The following is a 17,666-nucleotide window of genomic DNA, read 5'->3' on the forward strand; positions in this document are numbered from 1 at the left end:
AGACCATGACACTTGCTAAAGACATTGCCAGCCATCTATTGAAAATTCAAGCCGTTTACCTCAAACCAGAAGAACCTTTCACTTGGGCATCTGGTATCAAATCACCGATTTATACGGACAACCGTGTGACGCTTGCTTATCCAGATACTCGTAGCTTGATTGAAAATGGTTTTGTGGAAGCTATTAAGGCAGAATTCCCAGAAGTAGAAGTGATTGCAGGAACAGCGACTGCAGGTATTCCTCATGGTGCCATCATCGCTGACAAGATGAACTTGCCATTTGCCTATATCCGTAGCAAACCAAAAGACCATGGTGCTGGAAATCAAATCGAAGGCCGTGTAGCTCAAGGACAAAAGATGGTCGTTGTCGAAGATTTGATTTCAACTGGCGGTTCAGTTCTTGAAGCCGTAGCAGCTGCTAAACGTGAAGGAGCTGATGTTCTTGGAGTTGTGGCTATCTTCAGCTATCAATTGCCAAAAGCAGATAAGAACTTTGCGGATGCTGGTGTCAAACTAGTAACCCTCTCAAACTACAGCGAGCTCATTCACATAGCTCAAGAAGAAGGCTATATCACACCAGAAGGACTCGACCTCCTAAAACGCTTTAAAGAAGACCAAGAAAATTGGCAAAATGCTTAAGGTATATAAAAATCAGGTAGTCGCTAGGATTACCTGATTTCTTTTTGTGATTTCATTGGATGTTAGTCAACTTTTCCACCTTCAACAACCAGGTCATCTGCTTTAGCAGCATCACCGTAGGTTGGGTGAAGTGTTTTTTCGTAAGCCTTATGGAAGAAGTTTTCTTTACCTAATTTTTCGATTTCTTGGTTAATGTAGTCAAGTAGTTCTTGGTTACCTTTTTGAACTGCTGGTGCAATAGTATCTGGGTTACCTAGAGAGGTAATTCCTACTTCAAATCCCTTGTTTTCAAGTGCCCAAGCTAGGACTTCAGTATTGTCAGTAGAGAAGGCATCTCCACGTCCGTCAAGAAGGGCTTGGTAGGCATCGCTATATTGGTCGTATTTTTGAAGTTTTACTTCTGGGTGATTTTTCTCAAAGTAAGTTTCAGCAGTGGTTCCTTTTGTAACGATCAAGGTTTTACCTTCAAGTTCTTTAACGTCCTTGATGACTTTATCTTTTGGTGACACAACACCGAGAGAAACTTTCATGTAAGGAAGGGCAAAGTCAACTTGTTTCTTACGTTCATCAGTAACTGTGAAGTTGGCAAGGGTGATATCAACTTTATTTGAAATCAAGTATTCAGCACGGTTAGCTGCATCCACTGATACATATTTCGGTTTGACACCAAGGTCTTGTGCTAATTGGTTACCAAGTTCGATATCGTAACCTTGGTAAGAACCGTCGTTGTCAACATAACCAAACGGTTTCTTATCTCCAAATACTGCGATTCGAAGTTCCCCACTTTTCTTAATTTCATCAATGGTGCGAGCTTTGGCAGTTGCCTTCGTAGATGAAGCATCAGAGCTTCCGCCTGAACTACAAGCTGTGACAAAGATAAGCGCAAATGCTAGAGCAAAAACAGTTAGAATTGGTTTAAGTAGTTTCATAATAATCTCCTTTATTGATTATAGATATGAGCCAAACTGGCTAAAGTCAAAGACGTTTAAAAATTCTTGTGCTCGTTTGGTTTGTGGATTTGTGAAGAATTCTTGAGCAGTTCCTTCTTCGGCAATCTTCCCTTGGTCGAGGAAGATGATGCGGTCCGCAATGGCTTGGGCAAACTGCATTTCATGGGTTACCAGAATCATGGTACGCCCTTCTTGAGCCAAGTCATTGATAAGTTCCAGAACCTCACGCACCATTTCTGGATCCAGTGAAGCCGTCACCTCGTCAAAAAGAATGATTTCTGGATGCATGAGAAGGGCACGAACGATAGCAACCCGTTGTTTTTGTCCGCCGGATAATTGGCGAGCAAAGCTATGTTGTTTATCCAACAATCCTACACGTTCTAGTAACTGTAAGGCTTCTTGTGTTACTTCTTTCTTGTCGCGTCCTTGAGCCTTGATAGGGCCTAAGATAAGGTTTTGAAGGACATCTAAGTGAGGAAAGAGTTCGTAACTTTGAAAGACCATACCAATCTTTTGACGAACTAGGTGAAAATCTTTTTTATTTTCAACGATGGATTGACCATCCAGCAGGATATCTCCGCCTTGGATAGTTTCTAATCCATTGAGACAGCGAAGTAGGGTACTTTTCCCACAACCAGATGGTCCTAGGATGACGACAACTTCTCCCTTTTTGATATCTAGAGAAAGTCCTTGGAGGATAGGATTGTCTCCGAAGGATTTTTTTAGTTCCTTGATTTCTAAAATAGTTTCAGACATTTAATTCCTCCAATGTTTTTCTAAGTGAGTAGATAGTTTGGAAATAGGGAAGCAAACCGCGAAATACAAGACTAGGATGGTTCCATAAATCCAAAAGGAAGCTGTTGGGATCGTCAAACGATTGCTATCGATAATTTGTTGTCCAACCTTGGTAACCTCAACAACTCCAATCAAAACAACCAAGGAAGTCGTTTTAATCATCCGAGTGACAAGGTTGATGGCTTGTGGAAGTAATCTTCTCAAGACTTGCGGGATGATGATATGGTAGTAGAGTTGCACTTTAGTTAAACCAAGCGCTTGTCCGCTCTCAAACTGATGCTTAGGGAGGGAAGTGATAGCTCCACGAACCAAGTCTCCCATCTCAGCTGTACCCCACAGGGTAAAAACGATAATAGCAGAAGTCTCACCTGAGATATTGATATTAAAGTTTCGAGCCAAACCAAAGTAAACGATGAAGAGAAGCACTAGCTGAGGCATAATCCGGATAAATTCTAGATATAAGCGTGTCAAGAAGCGAATCACTCTAGAATGAGAAGTCATGATAATTCCCATCACCGTTCCGAAAATCATGGATAAGAAGACAGACAGGATTGAAATCCCAATCGTGACGCCCAATCCCTGTAAAATTCTCAGGAGATTATTTCCCTGAAAGAGTACTTGCATTCCCGAATCCTGCATGACGGAGCCTCCTTTCTATCCAACTAAAGACTAGTGAAATAGGTAGAAGCATGATAAGGTAAGCAACCACCAACATAGCTAACGCAATATCTGTCTCATAGTAGAGTCCTATCAAATCCTTAGCAACATACATAAGGTCAGCAAGGGCAACTGCTGAGAAGACAGAAGTTTCCTTGATGAGGAAAATAACATTGGCACTAAAGGATGGTAGAGCAACCGCTGTCGCTTGTGGCAGAACCACGTAGCGAAAAACCTGAAATGGAGTAAGCCCAATGGCTAAACCAATTTCATGCTGGGTTTGACTGACTGCTTCAAGCCCGCTTCGGAAGGATTCTGCCATGTAGGAACCACCTAAAAAGATGAGCCCGACTGTTGCACAGACTTCTGAAGAAAGAACAATCCCTATTCGAGGTAGACCGAAGTAGAGAAAGAAAAGTTGTATCAAAAGGGGTGTATTTCGTGAAAGTTCGATATAGGCTGTTGCCAACTGGGAGAAAACAGGAAGGCGGTGATGCCGGATGACGCTGACGATGAGCCCCAGCAAAAAAGAACCTAGAATTCCCCAAACTGCAATATGCAAGGTCAGAAAGAATGCCTTTTGATAGAGTGGTAGATATTGTTCAACAATGGACCAATCCAAAAGTAGAACCTCCCATCTAGGAAAATGATACAGTTATTGTAGCATTAAAAGAAAGCTTTGGATAATATGTATTTTTTATTGTGGTGATAAAAAATATTTATAACGGCGATAAATTTTAAAAATGTGATTTTTAGTTGACAAATGTAGATTTTTGAAGTATACTAATAACTGTAATCGACAAATGTAGATTTTGGAGGTGTGATGATGCAGATTTCGGATGCAGAATGGCAGATCATGAAGATTATCTGGATGCAGGGAGAACAGACTAGTACTGATCTCATAAAAGTATTAGAGAAAAGGTTCAGTTGGTCCAAATCCACGATCCAGACACTCTTGGCCCGTTTGGTGGAGAAAGAATGTTTGACTCGGGAAAAGCAGGGCAAGTCCTTTGTCTATTCAGCCCTGTTGACACAGGAAGATAGCAGGAAGTTACTTGTTCAGGATATTAAAGACAAGCTTTGTTCCCGCAGAATAAAGCTCTTACTAGCTGATTTGATTGAAGAATGTGACTTTACCCTAGCTGACTTGGAAGGCTTGGAAGAAGTGATTTCAAAGAAAAAAGCAAGTGCTGTAACAGAAGTAAGATGTAATTGTATGTAAAGGAGACGCTATGTTAAATCTATTTGTATCTATTGTTGTTTTAGGAATGATTGCTTTTATCCTCTTTTGGTTTTTCAAAAAACCGCAAGAAGATGCTAAGAGAGCCCAACAAAAGAATGGCTATCAGGAAATCCGTGTGGAAGTCATGGGGGGATACACTCCAGGAACCATTATTCTCAAAAAATCGCAACCTGCTCGCATTATTTTTGATCGAAAAGATCCTTCACCTTGCTTGGATCAAATCGTTTTTCCAGACTTTGGAGTGCATGCAAATCTCCCTATGGGAGAGCAATATGTGGTTGAAATCACTCCTCAAGAAGCAGGTGAGTATGGTTTCTCTTGTGGCATGAATATGATGCACGGTAAGATGATTGTAGAATAGGAGAATGATATGACTGAAATTGTAAAAGCAAGTCTTGAAAATGGTGTTCAAAAAATCCGTATCACGGCAGACAAAGGCTACCATCCAGCCCACATTCAACTGCAAAAAGGGATTCCTGCTGAGATTACTTTTCACCGTGTGACACCTTCAAACTGTTATAAAGAAGTTCTCTTCGAAGAAGAAGGGATTCTAGAACCAATCGCTCAAGATGAGGAAAAAATTATTCGCTTTACGCCTCAAGACTTGGGTGAGCACGAGTTTTCTTGTGGCATGAAGATGCAAAAGGGAACCTACACCGTTGTTGAAAAAACCAAAAAGTCTCTCAGTCTTTTACAACGTTTTTGGATTACTAGTATCTTTACTGTGCCTCTTGTGATTCTTATGATTGGGATGTCTACAGGAGGAATTAGTCACCAAGTTATGCGTTGGGGCACCTTTTTAGCCACAACCCCCATTATGCTGGTAGCTGGAGTTCCATATATCAGAAGCGCCTGGGCTAGTTTTAAAAAGCACAATTCCAACATGGATACCTTGGTTGCTCTGGGAACCCTAGTGGCCTATTTCTATAGCTTAGTTGCCCTCTTCACTGGTCTGCCCGTTTACTTTGAAAGTGCTGCATTTATCCTCTTCTTCATTCTTTTGGGAGCAGTTTTTGAGGAAAAAATGCGAAAAAATACTTCGCAGGCAGTCGAAAAATTATTAGACCTACAAGCAAAAACAGCAGAGGTTTTGCGTGATGATGTTTATGTTCAAATACCTCTAGAACAAGTCAAAGTTGGGGATCTCATTCGCGTTCGACCAGGTGAAAAAATTGCCGTTGATGGGATTGTCTTAGAAGGTGAAACGAGTATTGATGAGTCAATGGTGACTGGGGAAAGTATTCCAGTCGATAAATCAGTTGGAGATGCTGTCATTGGTTCAACCATCAATAATAGTGGTACGATCATCTTTAGAGCTGAAAAAGTGGGTTCTGAGACTATGTTGGCTCAGATTGTGGACTTTGTGAAAAAAGCGCAAACGAGTCGTGCTCCTATTCAAGATTTGACAGACAAGATTTCTGGGATTTTTGTACCAGCAGTTGTCATTTTAGGACTTCTTACTTTTTGGATCTGGTTTGTTTTCCTAGGAGAAAGCTTTGTGACGTCACTTCTCTACGGAGTTGCTGTTTTGATTATTGCCTGTCCTTGTGCGCTAGGACTCGCGACACCGACAGCACTCATGGTTGGAACAGGACGAAGTGCCAAGATGGGGATTCTTCTCAAAAATGGTACAGTTTTACAGGAAATCCAAAAAGTCCAAACGGTTGTTTTTGATAAGACAGGAACCTTGACCGAAGGGAAGCCAGTAGTGACAGATGTTATTGGTGATGAAAGAGAAGTGCTAAGTTTGGCTGCTTCACTGGAAGATGTATCTCAACACCCGCTAGCTCAAGCTATTGTTAATCGTGCATCTGAACTAGGAATTAGCCTTTACCCAGTGGAAAACTTCCAAGCCTTGCATGGAAAAGGTGTGACTGGGATTATTAATAGTAAACAAGTCTTGCTTGGAAATGCCAAACTCTTAGATGATCTTGCTATTCCACATGATTATCAAGAACGATTTGATTTGCTTGAGAAAGAAGCGAAAACAGTTGTCTTCTTATCAGTAGATGGTGAACTAAAAGGCTTAATTGCCTTGCAGGATGTCCCTAAGGAAAATGCCAAAGAAGCTATTGCTAAATTGAAAAAACGTGGTCTTAGAACGGTCATGCTTACCGGAGATAATGCTGGAGTAGCCCATGCGATTGCAGAGCAAATTGGAATCGAAGAAGTGATCGCAAATGTCTTGCCAGAGGAAAAGGCACATGAAATTCACAAGCTTCAAAAGAATGGCAAATTGGCCTTTGTTGGAGATGGCATCAATGATGCGCCGGCCCTCAGTGTAGCGGATGTCGGAATTGCTATGGGCTCTGGAACAGATATTGCTATCGAATCAGCAGATCTTGTCCTTACAACCAACAATTTACTAGGATTGGCACGTGCTTTTGATATGAGTAAGAAGACCTTTAATCGTATTCTACTCAATCTTTTCTGGGCTTCTATCTATAACCTCATTGGTATTCCGATTGCAGCAGGAGTCTTTTCAAGTCTTGGTTTGGTACTCAATCCAGAACTTGCAGGATTAGCCATGGCCTTTAGCTCAGTCTCTGTTCTAATCAGCTCTCTTATGCTTAATTTTACTAAAGTCGATTAATACTCTTCGAAAATCAAATTCAAACCACGTCAGCTTCACCCTGCCGTACTCAAGTACAGCCTACGGCTAGCTTCCTAGTTTGCTCTTTGATTTTCATTGAGTATAAAAAGGCGGTCTTAACCGCTTTTTTGCTATTCTAAAACAGATTTTCAAAACGTTTTCAATCTGTACTGTAATAGAGAATGAAAGTTTCTGAGCACATTCTTATGAAACTATAAGTAAATGTGATAAATTAGGAGTGTAAATTTACTGAATCGTTTTCAAAAAACATATAAAAGCGCTTTTATTATTCATCAAATTAACTTTTAAGGAGAGTTATCATTATGACTCAAGGGAAAATTACTGCATCAGCAGCAATGCTTAACGTATTGAAAACATGGGGTGTAGACACTATCTACGGTATCCCATCAGGAACACTCAGCTCACTTATGGACGCTTTGGCTGAAGACAAAGATATCCGTTTCTTGCAAGTTCGCCACGAAGAAACAGGTGCTCTTGCAGCGGTTATGCAGGCTAAATTTGGCGGTTCTATCGGTGTTGCAGTTGGTTCAGGTGGTCCAGGTGCGACTCACTTGATCAACGGTGTTTACGATGCAGCTATGGATAACACTCCATTCCTTGCTATCCTTGGATCACGTCCTGTTAATGAACTCAACATGGATGCCTTCCAAGAATTGAACCAAAACCCAATGTACAACGGTATCGCTGTTTACAACAAACGTGTAGCTTACGCAGAGCAATTACCAAAAGTGATCGACGAAGCTTGCCGTGCTGCCGTTTCTAAAAAAGGTCCAGCCGTTGTTGAAATTCCAGTAAACTTTGGTTTCCAAGAAATCGACGAAAACTCATACTACGGTTCAGGTTCTTACGAGCGTTCATTCATCGCTCCTGCTTTGAACGAAGTTGAAATCGATAAAGCTGTTGAAATTTTGAACAATGCTGAACGCCCAGTTATCTACGCTGGTTACGGTGGTGTTAAAGCTGGTGAAGTGATTACTGAATTGTCACGTAAAATCAAAGCACCAATCATCACAACTGGTAAAAACTTTGAAGCTTTTGAATGGAACTACGAAGGTTTGACAGGTTCTGCTTACCGTGTTGGTTGGAAGCCAGCCAACGAAGTGGTCTTTGAAGCAGACACAGTTCTTTTCCTTGGTTCAAACTTCCCATTTGCTGAAGTATACGAAGCATTTAAGAACACTGAAAAATTCATCCAAGTCGATATCGACCCTTACAAACTTGGTAAACGTCACGCTCTTGACGCTTCTATCCTTGGTGACGCAGGTCAAGCAGCTAAAGCTATCCTTGATAAAGTAAATCCCGTTGAATCTACTCCATGGTGGCGTGCAAACGTGAAGAACAACCAAAACTGGCGTGATTACATGAACAAACTCGAAGGTAAAACTGAGGGTGAATTGCAATTGTATCAAGTTTACAACGCTATCAACAAATACGCTGACCAAGACGCTATCTACTCAATCGACGTAGGTGACACTACTCAAACATCTACTCGTCACCTTCACATGACACCTAAGAACATGTGGCGTACATCTCCACTCTTTGCGACAATGGGTATTGCCCTTCCTGGTGGTATCGCTGCTAAGAAAGACAATCCAGATCGCCAAGTATGGAACATCATGGGTGACGGAGCCTTCAACATGTGCTACCCAGACGTCATCACAAACGTTCAATACGACCTTCCAGTTATCAACGTTGTCTTCTCAAATGGTAAATATGCCTTCATCAAGGACAAATACGAAGACACAAACAAACACTTGTTTGGTTGTGACTTCCCTAATGCTGACTATGCGAAAATCGCTGAAGCTCAAGGAGCTATTGGATTTACAGTTGACCGTATCGAAGACATCGACGCAGTCGTTGCTGAAGCTGTTAAATTGAACAAAGAAGGTAAAACTGTTGTTATCGATGCTCACATCACTCCACATCGTCCACTTCCAGTAGAAGTACTTGAATTGGATCCAAAACTTCACTCAGAAGAAGCAATCAAAGCCTTCAAGGAAAAATACGAAGCAGAAGTGCTCGTACCATTCCGCCTCTTCTTGGAAGAAGAAGGGTTGCAATCACGCGCAATCAAATAATTCTGCTCGTCGAAAATCAAATGTAAACTGCGTTATCTTCACCTTGCCGTACTCCAGTACTGCCTGCGGTTCGATGCCTTGTTTATTCTTTGATTTTCTTAGAGCAGAACTTGAAAAGATCGGAGCAATCCGGTCTTTTTATGGAGGATAGTAAATGAATTTAAATCAATTGGATATTATTGTTTCAAATGTTCCCCAAGTCTGTGCTGACTTAGAGCATATTTTGGATAAGAAGGCAGACTATGTTGATGATGGTTTTGCTCAGTTCACGATTGGCAGTCACTGTCTCATGTTATCCCAAAACCATTTGATACCTTTGGAAAATTTTCAGTCAGGAATCATTCTACACATTGAAGTTGAAGATTTGGAACAGAATCAAAAACGTGTGAAAGAATTAGGGATTGAGATTTTACATGGGCCAGTTGTAACTGATTGGGGAACCGAATCCCTGCTAGTAAGTGGCCCTGCTGGTCTAGTGATTGATTTTTATCGTATGAAATAGGACGCTTAGTCATTTGAAGTTAACCATAATGATTCTTAAAAAAGAATGTGCGCATATGAACTATTGAAAGATCGGAGCAATCCGGTCTTTTTCTTTCATTTCTGTTAAAATAAATTCATTAGGATATTTTAAGGAGAAAAATGATGCCAACTACTTTCTTTCTATTATTTGGCTTGATGATGTTAGGCTTTGCTGCTTTTACCTATTTTATGTTTGATTTTTTTATCTTGAGTAATTATAGAAATGCCAAGAGATGTACGGAAAAAACCGAAGGAGTTATTATTAGATACTCTTATGCTCTTTATAACGGGATTAGCCTTCCTGTGGTTGAGTACACTGTTGACGGGAACCAGTACAATGTTGTAGGTCCAAAATTTATTATGGCTATATCAAATACAATCAGTACTCCCTTGGGCTCGGTTGTCTCTGATGTAAAAATGGATAATCTCGAAGATGGTGAAATTCCTCAGATTTTAAGATTCCAGATTTATAGGAACAGTTTTATTTCCTTAACCAAATCACCATTAATGGAACGATTTCCAATTGGAGGGAAAGTTGCCGTTTACTATGATCCTAATAAGCCAAAACATGCCTACGTAGAAAGACCGCTAAAACCAGGACGTTATGCATGGCTGACAGAATGTGCTGTCTATCTCCTTGTTTTTATGATGATTGTCATGGCATTCTTTACGGTGTTTATTCTTCCAAATCTTGTGAACTAATAGTTTCTTGTAGATTTTCTTAAAATTATGAAATCCATATCGTTACTATTTTTATAAAATCTTCTCCCTTCTTTATAAGATAGAAAAAAGAGTTCAATTAGGACTCTTTTTTTGCTATAATGAGGGTGAAAAATCAGACAGGAGATGAAACATGTCAGAACCATTATTTTTAAATTCCGTTATGCAAGAAAAAATCTGGGGAGGTACTAAACTTCGTGATGAGTTTGGCTATGACATCCCGAGCGAAAAGATTGGTGAATATTGGGCAATCTCAGCTCACCCAAATGGTGTTTCCAAGGTAGCCAATGGTCGCTTTGAGGGAATCGACCTAGCTACTTTGTATGCGGAACACCGTGAGTTATTTGGTAACCGTCCAGAGCCAGTATTTCCGCTTTTAACAAAAATCCTTGATGCCAATGACTGGCTCAGTGTTCAAGTCCACCCAGATGATGCTTATGGCCTAGAACATGAGGGCGAACTCGGAAAAACAGAATGTTGGTACATTATTGCTGCAGATGAGGGTTCAGAAATTATTTACGGCCATAACGCTAAGTCAAAAGAAGAACTCCGCCAGCAAATCGAAGATAAAAACTGGGATGCCTTGTTAACAAAAGTTCCTGTAAAAGCTGGAGATTTCTTCTATGTTCCAAGTGGAACCATGCATGCTATTGGAGCAGGTATCTTGATCCTTGAAACGCAACAGTCTAGTGATACAACCTACCGTGTCTATGACTTTGACCGCAAGGATGATAATGGTAACTTGCGCGAGCTTCATCTTGAAAAATCCATCGATGTTCTAAATATTGGTGAGCCTGCTAACAGCCGTCCTGTAACCGTTAAAGCAGACGATTTGCGTTCAACTCTCCTTGTATCCAATGAATTCTTCGCAGTCTACAAGTGGGAAATCACTGGAAAAGTTGACTTTGAAAAAACAGCTGACTATAGCTTGTTGAGTGTCTTAGCTGGTCAAGGGAAACTAATTGTAGACGGTAAGGAATATCCAATTCAAAAAGGTAGCCACTTTATCCTTCCAAGCGATGTTGAAGCTTGGACACTTGAAGGACAAGATTTGGAATTGATTGTTAGTCATCCATAAAAAGAAAGGACCTGAGTTCATTACTCAAGTCCTTTTTTATAGTTACATAAATTGGGCGATAAAGACCACGATGATAATGATTGGGATGATAAAACGAAGAAGGAAGAGCCAGACTTGGAAAAGTCCTTGTTTCCACGGTGTTTCATCAAGATGGAGTTCCTCCATAGCCAATGCTTTTTTGAAAATATATCCTGTAAAGAGAGACAAGCAGAGGGCACCAAAAGGCATGAGGAGATTAGAAACCAAGAAGTCCATGGCATCAAAGAAGGTCTTTCCAAAGATTTGAACGTCTGCCATGACTCCGTAGGATAGGGTTGAAGGGATACCAAATACAAAAGTTAAAACACCTAAAATCATACTCCACTTAGTACGTCTACGATTGTCTTGGTTGGTGATGTTGCCTACATTGATTTCCAGCATTACGACAGAAGAAGTGACTGTCGCAAAGAGGAAAAGCAATAGGAAAAGGATGTAGAAAATACTTCCAAAAGGCATCTTGTCAAAGAGTTGAGGCAAGACAATAAAGAGGAGACTTGGACCACCTTCAGACTGGATGTTAAAGGCTGACATAGCTGGGAAAATAGCTAATCCTGCCATGATGGATACAGAGATGTTCATGGCAACGATGGACATACCTGATTGGACCAGATTGGTTGTCTTATCCAAGTAAGAAGCATAGGTCAACATGGCAGTAACACCGAGCGATAGTGCAAAGAAAGATTGTCCCAGAGCATAGAGGAGTCCGGCGCTTGTCAGTTTTGAAAAGTCAGGTTTGAGGAAGTAAACCACACCTTCCATGGCCTTAGGCAAGCTGAGAGAGCGCCCAATGATAATGACAAAGATGATAAAGAGCAGGGGCATCATAACTTTCGATGCTCTTTCAATCCCTTTTTGAACTCCCTTAGATACGATAAAGATGTTGAGGAAGATGAAGAGGGCTTGGGAACCGAGAGCAATCCATGGATTTGAAATAATATCTGTGAAGAGCTGGGCATAATCACTGCTAATCCCAACTTGGAAGGCTTTAGCAATAGTGATACCTAGATAGACTAAAACCCATCCACCAATAACACTGTAAAAGGATAGGAGGATGAAAAGGGCAAAGGCACCGATCCAACCGATAAAATTGTAGTTCTTGTTATCGCCCAATTTTCCAAAGGTTTTGATTGCTGACACGCCAGCGCTCCGACCAAGGGCAAACTCCGCCAGCAAAAGCGGGAAACCAATTAAAATCGTTGAGATGAGAAAGACCAGTAAAAATCCTCCTCCACCATTGGCAGCGGTCATATAAGGGAATTTCCAAACGGCCCCAAGACCAATAGCAGAACCAGCAGACGCAAGGATGAAGCCCAGTTTCGAGCCCCATTGCGATTTTTCAGACATAGTAAAACTCCGATCTATTTTTTAAAATAAGAAAAGGCTACTTGAGTTGTCAAATAGCCTTCTCTCAATGACTCTTTATGAGCTTTTTATTTGATTGATAGACTTGATTATCCTATCATGATTTTTGAAGTCTGTCAAGAAAATCAATTTTACGTTTTCATAATTCTTAAAAAATACTTGACTCTCCCCAAAGGGGAGGGTATATACTAATTATGTGAGGAGGAAATCATGTACCATATCAAAGAAGCTGCGCAGCTTTCAGGCGTTTCTATCAAAACACTTTACCATTATGATAAGATAGGACTTTTGGTCCCATTAAAGTCAGAAAATGGTTATCGAATCTACAGCCAAGAGGATTTAGAACGACTTCAGGTTATCCTTTATTACAAGTATCTAGGCTTTTCTTTAGAAAAAATAGCAGAGCTATTGAAGGAAGAAAAGACGGACTTGTTACCACATTTGACGAGACAGTTGGATTACCTGACTCGAGAAAGACAACATCTGGATACCTTAATTTCAACCTTACAAAAAACCATTCAAGAACAAAAAGGAGAGAGAAAAATGACCATTGAGGAAAAATTCACTGGATTTAGCTATCAAGACAATCAAAAATACCACCAAGAGGCAGTAGAGAAATATGGCCAAGAAGTCATGGACCAGGCTCTCGAGCGTCAAAAAGGACGAGAGGATGAAGCTACAACAACCTTTAATCAAATCTTTCAAACCTTGGCTCAAAATCTAAAATCTGGTCTGCCGATAACAGCATCTGAAAACCAAGAGGAAGCAGTCAAGCTCTTGCAAGCCATTCGTACCTATGGATTTGACTGCTCTATGGAAGTCTTCGGTCATATCGGAAAAGGCTATGTCTATAATCCAGAGTTTAAGGAAAATATTGACAAATTTGGCCCAGGGACAGCTCAGTACACATCAGATGTTATTGCCCACTATGTAAGCACACAAACTCGATAAAAATCAAAGACCAAGCTAGGACTGACAAAGCCAGTAACAGAAATTTATACTCTTTGAAAATCTCTTCAAACTACGTCAGCTTCACCTTGCCATACTCAAGTAAAGCCTGCGGCTAGCTTTCTAGTTTGCTCTTTGATTTTCATTGAGTATTAGTAGGAGGACACAGACCTAGCTTGAAGATTAGACAAGCTAAAAATCGGCGGAGAGACCTCTGCCGATTTACTGTTATTTGAGTTGGTAAGACCAATCTTCCCCATCCTTATAGTAAAAGAACTCACTGAGGTCTTCTTCCAAAAAAACACGAAGCATATCAGACATATCCTCAGTAGCTAGTTTAAGATGAGATAGATTTTCAAAATCCTCCCACCAGACTTTTCCTTCGTCTGAAGATTGGAGCTCACCAGTAAAGTGTTCAGTTTTGTAAAAGAGGACAACATAGCGATAATCTGCATCATCATACCAGTCTTTGATCCCACAGAGTTGGGGTTTAGAAATGGTCAGACCAGTTTCTTCTTTCACTTCACGAATGACAGCATCGACAAAGGATTCGCCACGTTCAACATGGCCACCAGGAAAGGTAATGCCAGGCCAGTCAGGACTAACTCGGTCTTGAACTAGGACCTTGTCCCCATTTTTAATCAAGCACATGTTGACAAATTCGACTGATTCTCTTCTGTTCATCTTATTTTTCCTATTTTGTTAGTAATTTTTCTACCACGTTTAACTTTCGCATGGTCAGATCAACGCCGAACAGCTTTTCGAGATAGTTGGTATTAAGCTTTTTTCGTTTTGCAGTTCTAGGGAGATAGAGGTAAAGACAATGGTTGCCGATACAAATTTCTTCTTCCCCATAGTCAATATTCAATTTTTCTAATGGTAGACTTTGGATAGCATTCTGGAAAAGAATTATATGTATACGGTCATAAAGATAGTGTTCTCCAAACGGATTTTCTTGGACAATTTTTGTAAAATCACTCTTATTTTTAATGACCATTTTCAAGTCGGCTCCGATTTTTTCTTTTATTAGAGTATGGACTTGTTCTCGTATTTCTTCTATGGCTAAGTCGCTTTCAAGAATAATATTTCCACTTTGAATATAAGTTCGAACGTGTTGAAAACCAGCCTCTGTTAAGATATCTACCAGATAAGACATTTTAGGGATAGCATTTTGTCCATTCGGTGTAACACCTCTCAGTAAAATAATATGTTCCAAAATAGCTCCTTTCTTATCCAATATCTTTAGATACTATATCATTTATAGTTCTAGTTTGAGCCTGCCACCCAGCCGGTACAGAGGGCAGAAGTGATGTTAAATCCCCCCGTATGGGCATTGATATCTAGTACTTCGCCAGCAAAGTGGAGTCCAGGTACTAGCTTACTTTCCAGCGTTTTAGGATTGATTTCCTTGAGACTAACGCCACCTTTAGTTACAAAGGATTTAGCCAATGACATTTTGCCAGTTACAGGGATTTTAAGAGCCTTGATGGACTGGACAAGTTGGTCGCGTTCCTTTTCTGTTAGTTGTTTGACTTTTTCAGGATATCCTTGGACAAAAAATTCTGCCAAGCGTTCAGGGAGTAAAGTTTTTAAGGCATTTTTCAAGGACTTTTCACGGTTCTCTTCTAAAAAGTCAACTAAGTCACCTTCTGAAAGTTGTGGCAAGACATCTAGAGAGAGAATTTCCCCACCCTTGACAAAGCTAGACATGCGTAGCGCAGCAGGACCTGACAAACCAAAGTGGGTAAAGAGTAGGTCATGAGTGATGACATGCTTGCCATAGCTTAGGGTCACATCGTCTAGGGAAATTCCCTGCAAGGCCTTATGCGGGAAATCAGTCAACAATGGACTTTCAGCAGCCTCAAGCTCGGTAATGGTGTGTTTGAAATGTCGGGCGATTTCATGACCAAAACCAGTAGAGCCAGTAGAAGGATAGGATTTTCCACCAGTTGTGACGATGAGTTTATCACAAGTGAAGGTTTGGTCTGCTGACTTAAGGACAAACTGGTCGTCAATCTTTTTAACCGAAACAATCTCTGTTTGAGTGGCAACTTGCCCACCTAGCTCCATGATTTTCTTTTCCAAAGCTTCGATAATGGTTCGAGATTTGTCACTGGCTGGAAAGACGCGGCCATGGTCTTCGACCTTGAGTTTTACGCCATTTTCAGTAAAAAAGTTGATAATATCATGGTTATCAAACTGGGAGAAGACACTGTATAGAAAGCGGCCATTCCCAGGGATGCCAGCTAATAGGTCATCTAGAGTTCCATTATTGGTAACGTTACAGCGACCACCACCAGTACCAGCTAATTTTTTTCCAAGTTTTCGATTTTTTTCGATGAGAAGGGTTTTCTGTCCATAAAAGCTACTGGAAATCGTAGCCATCATACCAGCAGGTCCTCCCCCGATTACAATAGTGTCAAAATGTTTCATAAAAGTATTGTACCATAAAAAAACAAGAGATGATAAGTCATCTCCTGTTTGATTTATTAGTCAATTTCATATCCCATGAGGAGTCCACCTTCTTCTGCATAAAAACTGCAGAGCCCAGAGGTTGGGATAATCTTGATTTCAGCTTGTGGGAATTTTTCACGCAAGAGTTCTGAGAGTTGTTGGCAGAATTTATCATTACTACGGTGAGCCATGACGATACGCCCACCAGCGTAGCCAGCCTTGATTAACTCTTCATAAGCAGCTTGAAGGGACTTCTTAGCACCACGAGCCTTTTGGAGGAGTTCCAAGGTTCCAGTTTCACTTGCTTCCCCGACCATACGAATATTAAGGAGCCCAACAACTGTACCGATCAGCTTACTCAAGCGACCATTCTTAACAAGGTTATCAACCTTAGCGAGAACGAACAATAACTTAGTTTTTTCTTGGTAAGCAGTAATAGCATTAACCACTTCTTCAAAAGAAAGTCCTTGGTCAATCAAATCATTGATTTTCTCAACGATTAGATCAACTTCCCCACCAGCAGACAAACTATCAATGACATGAATCTGAGTATCAGGATGTTCTTCGAGATAGAGATTCTTAGCTAATTGAGCGCTGTTTTGACTACCAGAAAGAGTTCCGGTAATGGTCACTACAAAAATATGTTTGGCACCTTCAAATGCTCGTAAATAATCATCAGGACTAGGGCAAGCTGATTTAGAAGCTTCAGAAGTCGCATACATAGTTTCCATCATCTGATCAATATCCAGATTGGCATCATCGACAAAGACCTGGTCAGCAACTTGAATCGTTAATGGGACACTGATAAATTCAGTATCAAAAGCAAGGTTTGCCAGTTGGCGATAATCACAACCAGAGTCAGCTACAATCTTCCAAGTCATAGAATTTCTCCATCTTTATCACTTATACATTGACAAAGGTTCTGTCTTTTTTTACAATTATATCATGAAAGCCCTTGAAACAAAAGTAGTACCTCTCTGTTGTCACAACTAGAAAGAAATTGTTATGTCTGAACGTAAAATATCTGAAAAATCGCTTGAAAATCTTAGAAAATCCAATCAAGAATCTAATTTGCTAACCAGAGAAGCGATTGAAACAGCTCTTTTGCAACTCTTAGAGAAAAAGGAGTTGGCTAAGATTAGCATTTCTGAGTTAGTCAAGCGTGCTGGCGTTTCTCGTGCAGCTTTTTATCGAAACTATGATTCCAAAGAAGAGATTTTAGAAAGTGTCTTTAAACGTAGCGTCCATAACATCATGGAGCAACTAAGTCATTACGATGTCAAGACGGATCTCTATCTAGTTTGGGTTCACCTTTTTCGAGAAGCCAAGAAAGAAGCCAAGGTTATTCAGCTTGCCCTGGACTATCACTTGGAAAAAATCTTTGTGCAAGCTATGCAGGAATTTTTGGAAAAATATTATGGAAAATCAAAGGGTGTTAGCAGTTATCTGCATTCTTTTTGGAGTTCTGCCATCGTATCCGTTTTGCTAAAATGGATCAAGGATGGAATGAAGGTTCCTGCTGAGAAAATTGCAGATTTGCGTTTGCCATTTTTCAAAAAATAAGTTAA

The 17,666-nt window shown here is 40.4% G+C and carries 19 protein-coding genes; 10 read left to right on the forward strand and 9 right to left on the reverse strand.

From position 1 onward, the window contains the following. Window positions 1-5: 5 nt before the first annotated feature. Window positions 6-638, forward strand: a complete 633-nt coding sequence (gene pyrE, locus AC3E7H_RS01480) for an orotate phosphoribosyltransferase (RefSeq protein ID WP_000170886.1) — start codon at window positions 6-8, stop codon at window positions 636-638. A gap of 62 nt (window positions 639-700) precedes the next feature. Here the strand turns inward: pyrE and AC3E7H_RS01485 are convergent, their stop codons facing one another. The 4 genes from AC3E7H_RS01485 to AC3E7H_RS01500 are packed head-to-tail and all read right to left on the reverse strand — an operon-like array spanning window position 701 to window position 3,662. Further along, the gene (locus AC3E7H_RS01485) at window positions 701-1,567 is read right to left on the reverse strand and encodes a cysteine ABC transporter substrate-binding protein (RefSeq protein WP_000771284.1); all 867 of its coding nucleotides are present in this window, start codon (window positions 1,565-1,567) and stop codon (window positions 701-703) included. Window positions 1,568-1,585: 18 nt separating this feature from the next. Then, window positions 1,586-2,344: an amino acid ABC transporter ATP-binding protein gene (locus AC3E7H_RS01490; RefSeq protein ID WP_000005002.1), complete on the reverse strand. Its 759-nt coding sequence runs from the start codon at window positions 2,342-2,344 to the stop codon at window positions 1,586-1,588. Beyond that, entirely contained in the window at window positions 2,345-3,022 is a 678-nt protein-coding gene (locus AC3E7H_RS01495; protein WP_049509559.1) for an amino acid ABC transporter permease, read from the reverse strand. Beyond that, the gene (locus AC3E7H_RS01500; RefSeq protein ID WP_301559408.1) at window positions 2,982-3,662 is read right to left on the reverse strand and encodes an amino acid ABC transporter permease; all 681 of its coding nucleotides are present in this window, start codon (window positions 3,660-3,662) and stop codon (window positions 2,982-2,984) included. The genes AC3E7H_RS01495 and AC3E7H_RS01500 overlap by 41 nt, the downstream gene beginning before the upstream one ends. A gap of 204 nt (window positions 3,663-3,866) precedes the next feature. Here AC3E7H_RS01500 and AC3E7H_RS01505 point away from each other — a divergent pair, with 204 nt between their 5' ends. The 7 genes from AC3E7H_RS01505 to manA all read left to right on the forward strand — a co-directional run bounded on the left by AC3E7H_RS01505 (window position 3,867) and on the right by manA (window position 11,295). Then, window positions 3,867-4,262 (forward strand): CopY/TcrY family copper transport repressor, encoded by a 396-nt coding sequence (locus AC3E7H_RS01505; protein WP_049503217.1) that lies wholly within the window; start codon window positions 3,867-3,869, stop codon window positions 4,260-4,262. A 10-nt stretch (window positions 4,263-4,272) separates the two neighbouring features. After that, window positions 4,273-4,644 carry a cupredoxin domain-containing protein gene (locus AC3E7H_RS01510; RefSeq protein WP_049503202.1) on the forward strand — a complete coding sequence of 124 codons (372 nt, stop codon included), beginning with the start codon at window positions 4,273-4,275 and terminating at the stop codon, window positions 4,642-4,644. A gap of 9 nt (window positions 4,645-4,653) precedes the next feature. Continuing rightward, window positions 4,654-6,876 (forward strand): heavy metal translocating P-type ATPase, encoded by a 2,223-nt coding sequence (locus AC3E7H_RS01515; RefSeq protein WP_490675985.1) that lies wholly within the window; start codon window positions 4,654-4,656, stop codon window positions 6,874-6,876. A gap of 323 nt (window positions 6,877-7,199) precedes the next feature. Further along, window positions 7,200-8,975: a pyruvate oxidase gene (gene spxB, locus AC3E7H_RS01520; RefSeq protein WP_490675986.1), complete on the forward strand. Its 1,776-nt coding sequence runs from the start codon at window positions 7,200-7,202 to the stop codon at window positions 8,973-8,975. Between the two features lie 154 nt (window positions 8,976-9,129). Continuing rightward, the gene (locus AC3E7H_RS01525; protein ID WP_001052659.1) at window positions 9,130-9,477 is read left to right on the forward strand and encodes a VOC family protein; all 348 of its coding nucleotides are present in this window, start codon (window positions 9,130-9,132) and stop codon (window positions 9,475-9,477) included. 140 nt (window positions 9,478-9,617) lie between these two features. Continuing rightward, window positions 9,618-10,199, forward strand: coding sequence for a DUF3592 domain-containing protein (locus tag AC3E7H_RS01530; protein ID WP_231161332.1), 582 nt, complete (start codon window positions 9,618-9,620; stop codon window positions 10,197-10,199). Between the two features lie 151 nt (window positions 10,200-10,350). Further along, window positions 10,351-11,295 (forward strand): mannose-6-phosphate isomerase, class I, encoded by a 945-nt coding sequence (gene manA, locus AC3E7H_RS01535; RefSeq protein WP_001294271.1) that lies wholly within the window; start codon window positions 10,351-10,353, stop codon window positions 11,293-11,295. Between the two features lie 42 nt (window positions 11,296-11,337). Here the strand turns inward: manA and AC3E7H_RS01540 are convergent, their stop codons facing one another. Next, window positions 11,338-12,678: a sodium-dependent transporter gene (locus tag AC3E7H_RS01540; protein WP_490675987.1), complete on the reverse strand. Its 1,341-nt coding sequence runs from the start codon at window positions 12,676-12,678 to the stop codon at window positions 11,338-11,340. A 228-nt stretch (window positions 12,679-12,906) separates the two neighbouring features. Between AC3E7H_RS01540 and AC3E7H_RS01545 the strand changes: the two genes are divergently transcribed. Beyond that, window positions 12,907-13,647, forward strand: a complete 741-nt coding sequence (locus AC3E7H_RS01545) for a MerR family transcriptional regulator (RefSeq protein ID WP_000274759.1) — start codon at window positions 12,907-12,909, stop codon at window positions 13,645-13,647. Between the two features lie 225 nt (window positions 13,648-13,872). Here the strand turns inward: AC3E7H_RS01545 and AC3E7H_RS01550 are convergent, their stop codons facing one another. From AC3E7H_RS01550 to AC3E7H_RS01565, 4 genes are read right to left on the reverse strand one after another with little or no spacing between them, the layout of a single operon-like run. Next, a complete protein-coding gene (locus tag AC3E7H_RS01550) occupies window positions 13,873-14,328 on the reverse strand; it encodes an 8-oxo-dGTP diphosphatase (protein ID WP_001081772.1) in 456 nt (151 codons plus the stop codon). A gap of 10 nt (window positions 14,329-14,338) precedes the next feature. Then, window positions 14,339-14,860, reverse strand: coding sequence for a DUF1697 domain-containing protein (locus tag AC3E7H_RS01555; protein WP_000400057.1), 522 nt, complete (start codon window positions 14,858-14,860; stop codon window positions 14,339-14,341). 50 nt (window positions 14,861-14,910) lie between these two features. Continuing rightward, window positions 14,911-16,077: an aminoacetone oxidase gene (gene aao, locus AC3E7H_RS01560; protein WP_007554923.1), complete on the reverse strand. Its 1,167-nt coding sequence runs from the start codon at window positions 16,075-16,077 to the stop codon at window positions 14,911-14,913. Window positions 16,078-16,133: 56 nt separating this feature from the next. Beyond that, complete coding sequence (locus AC3E7H_RS01565) at window positions 16,134-16,979, reverse strand: DegV family protein (RefSeq protein ID WP_075228223.1); 846 nt, start codon at window positions 16,977-16,979, stop codon at window positions 16,134-16,136. Between the two features lie 124 nt (window positions 16,980-17,103). Here AC3E7H_RS01565 and AC3E7H_RS01570 point away from each other — a divergent pair, with 124 nt between their 5' ends. Further along, on the forward strand, window positions 17,104-17,661 hold the full coding sequence (locus tag AC3E7H_RS01570; protein ID WP_004252362.1) for a TetR/AcrR family transcriptional regulator: 558 nt from the start codon (window positions 17,104-17,106) through the stop codon (window positions 17,659-17,661). Window positions 17,662-17,666 lie beyond the last annotated feature (5 nt).

The organism is Streptococcus sp. SCPM-O-B-15304 (M98), assembly GCF_058200215.1.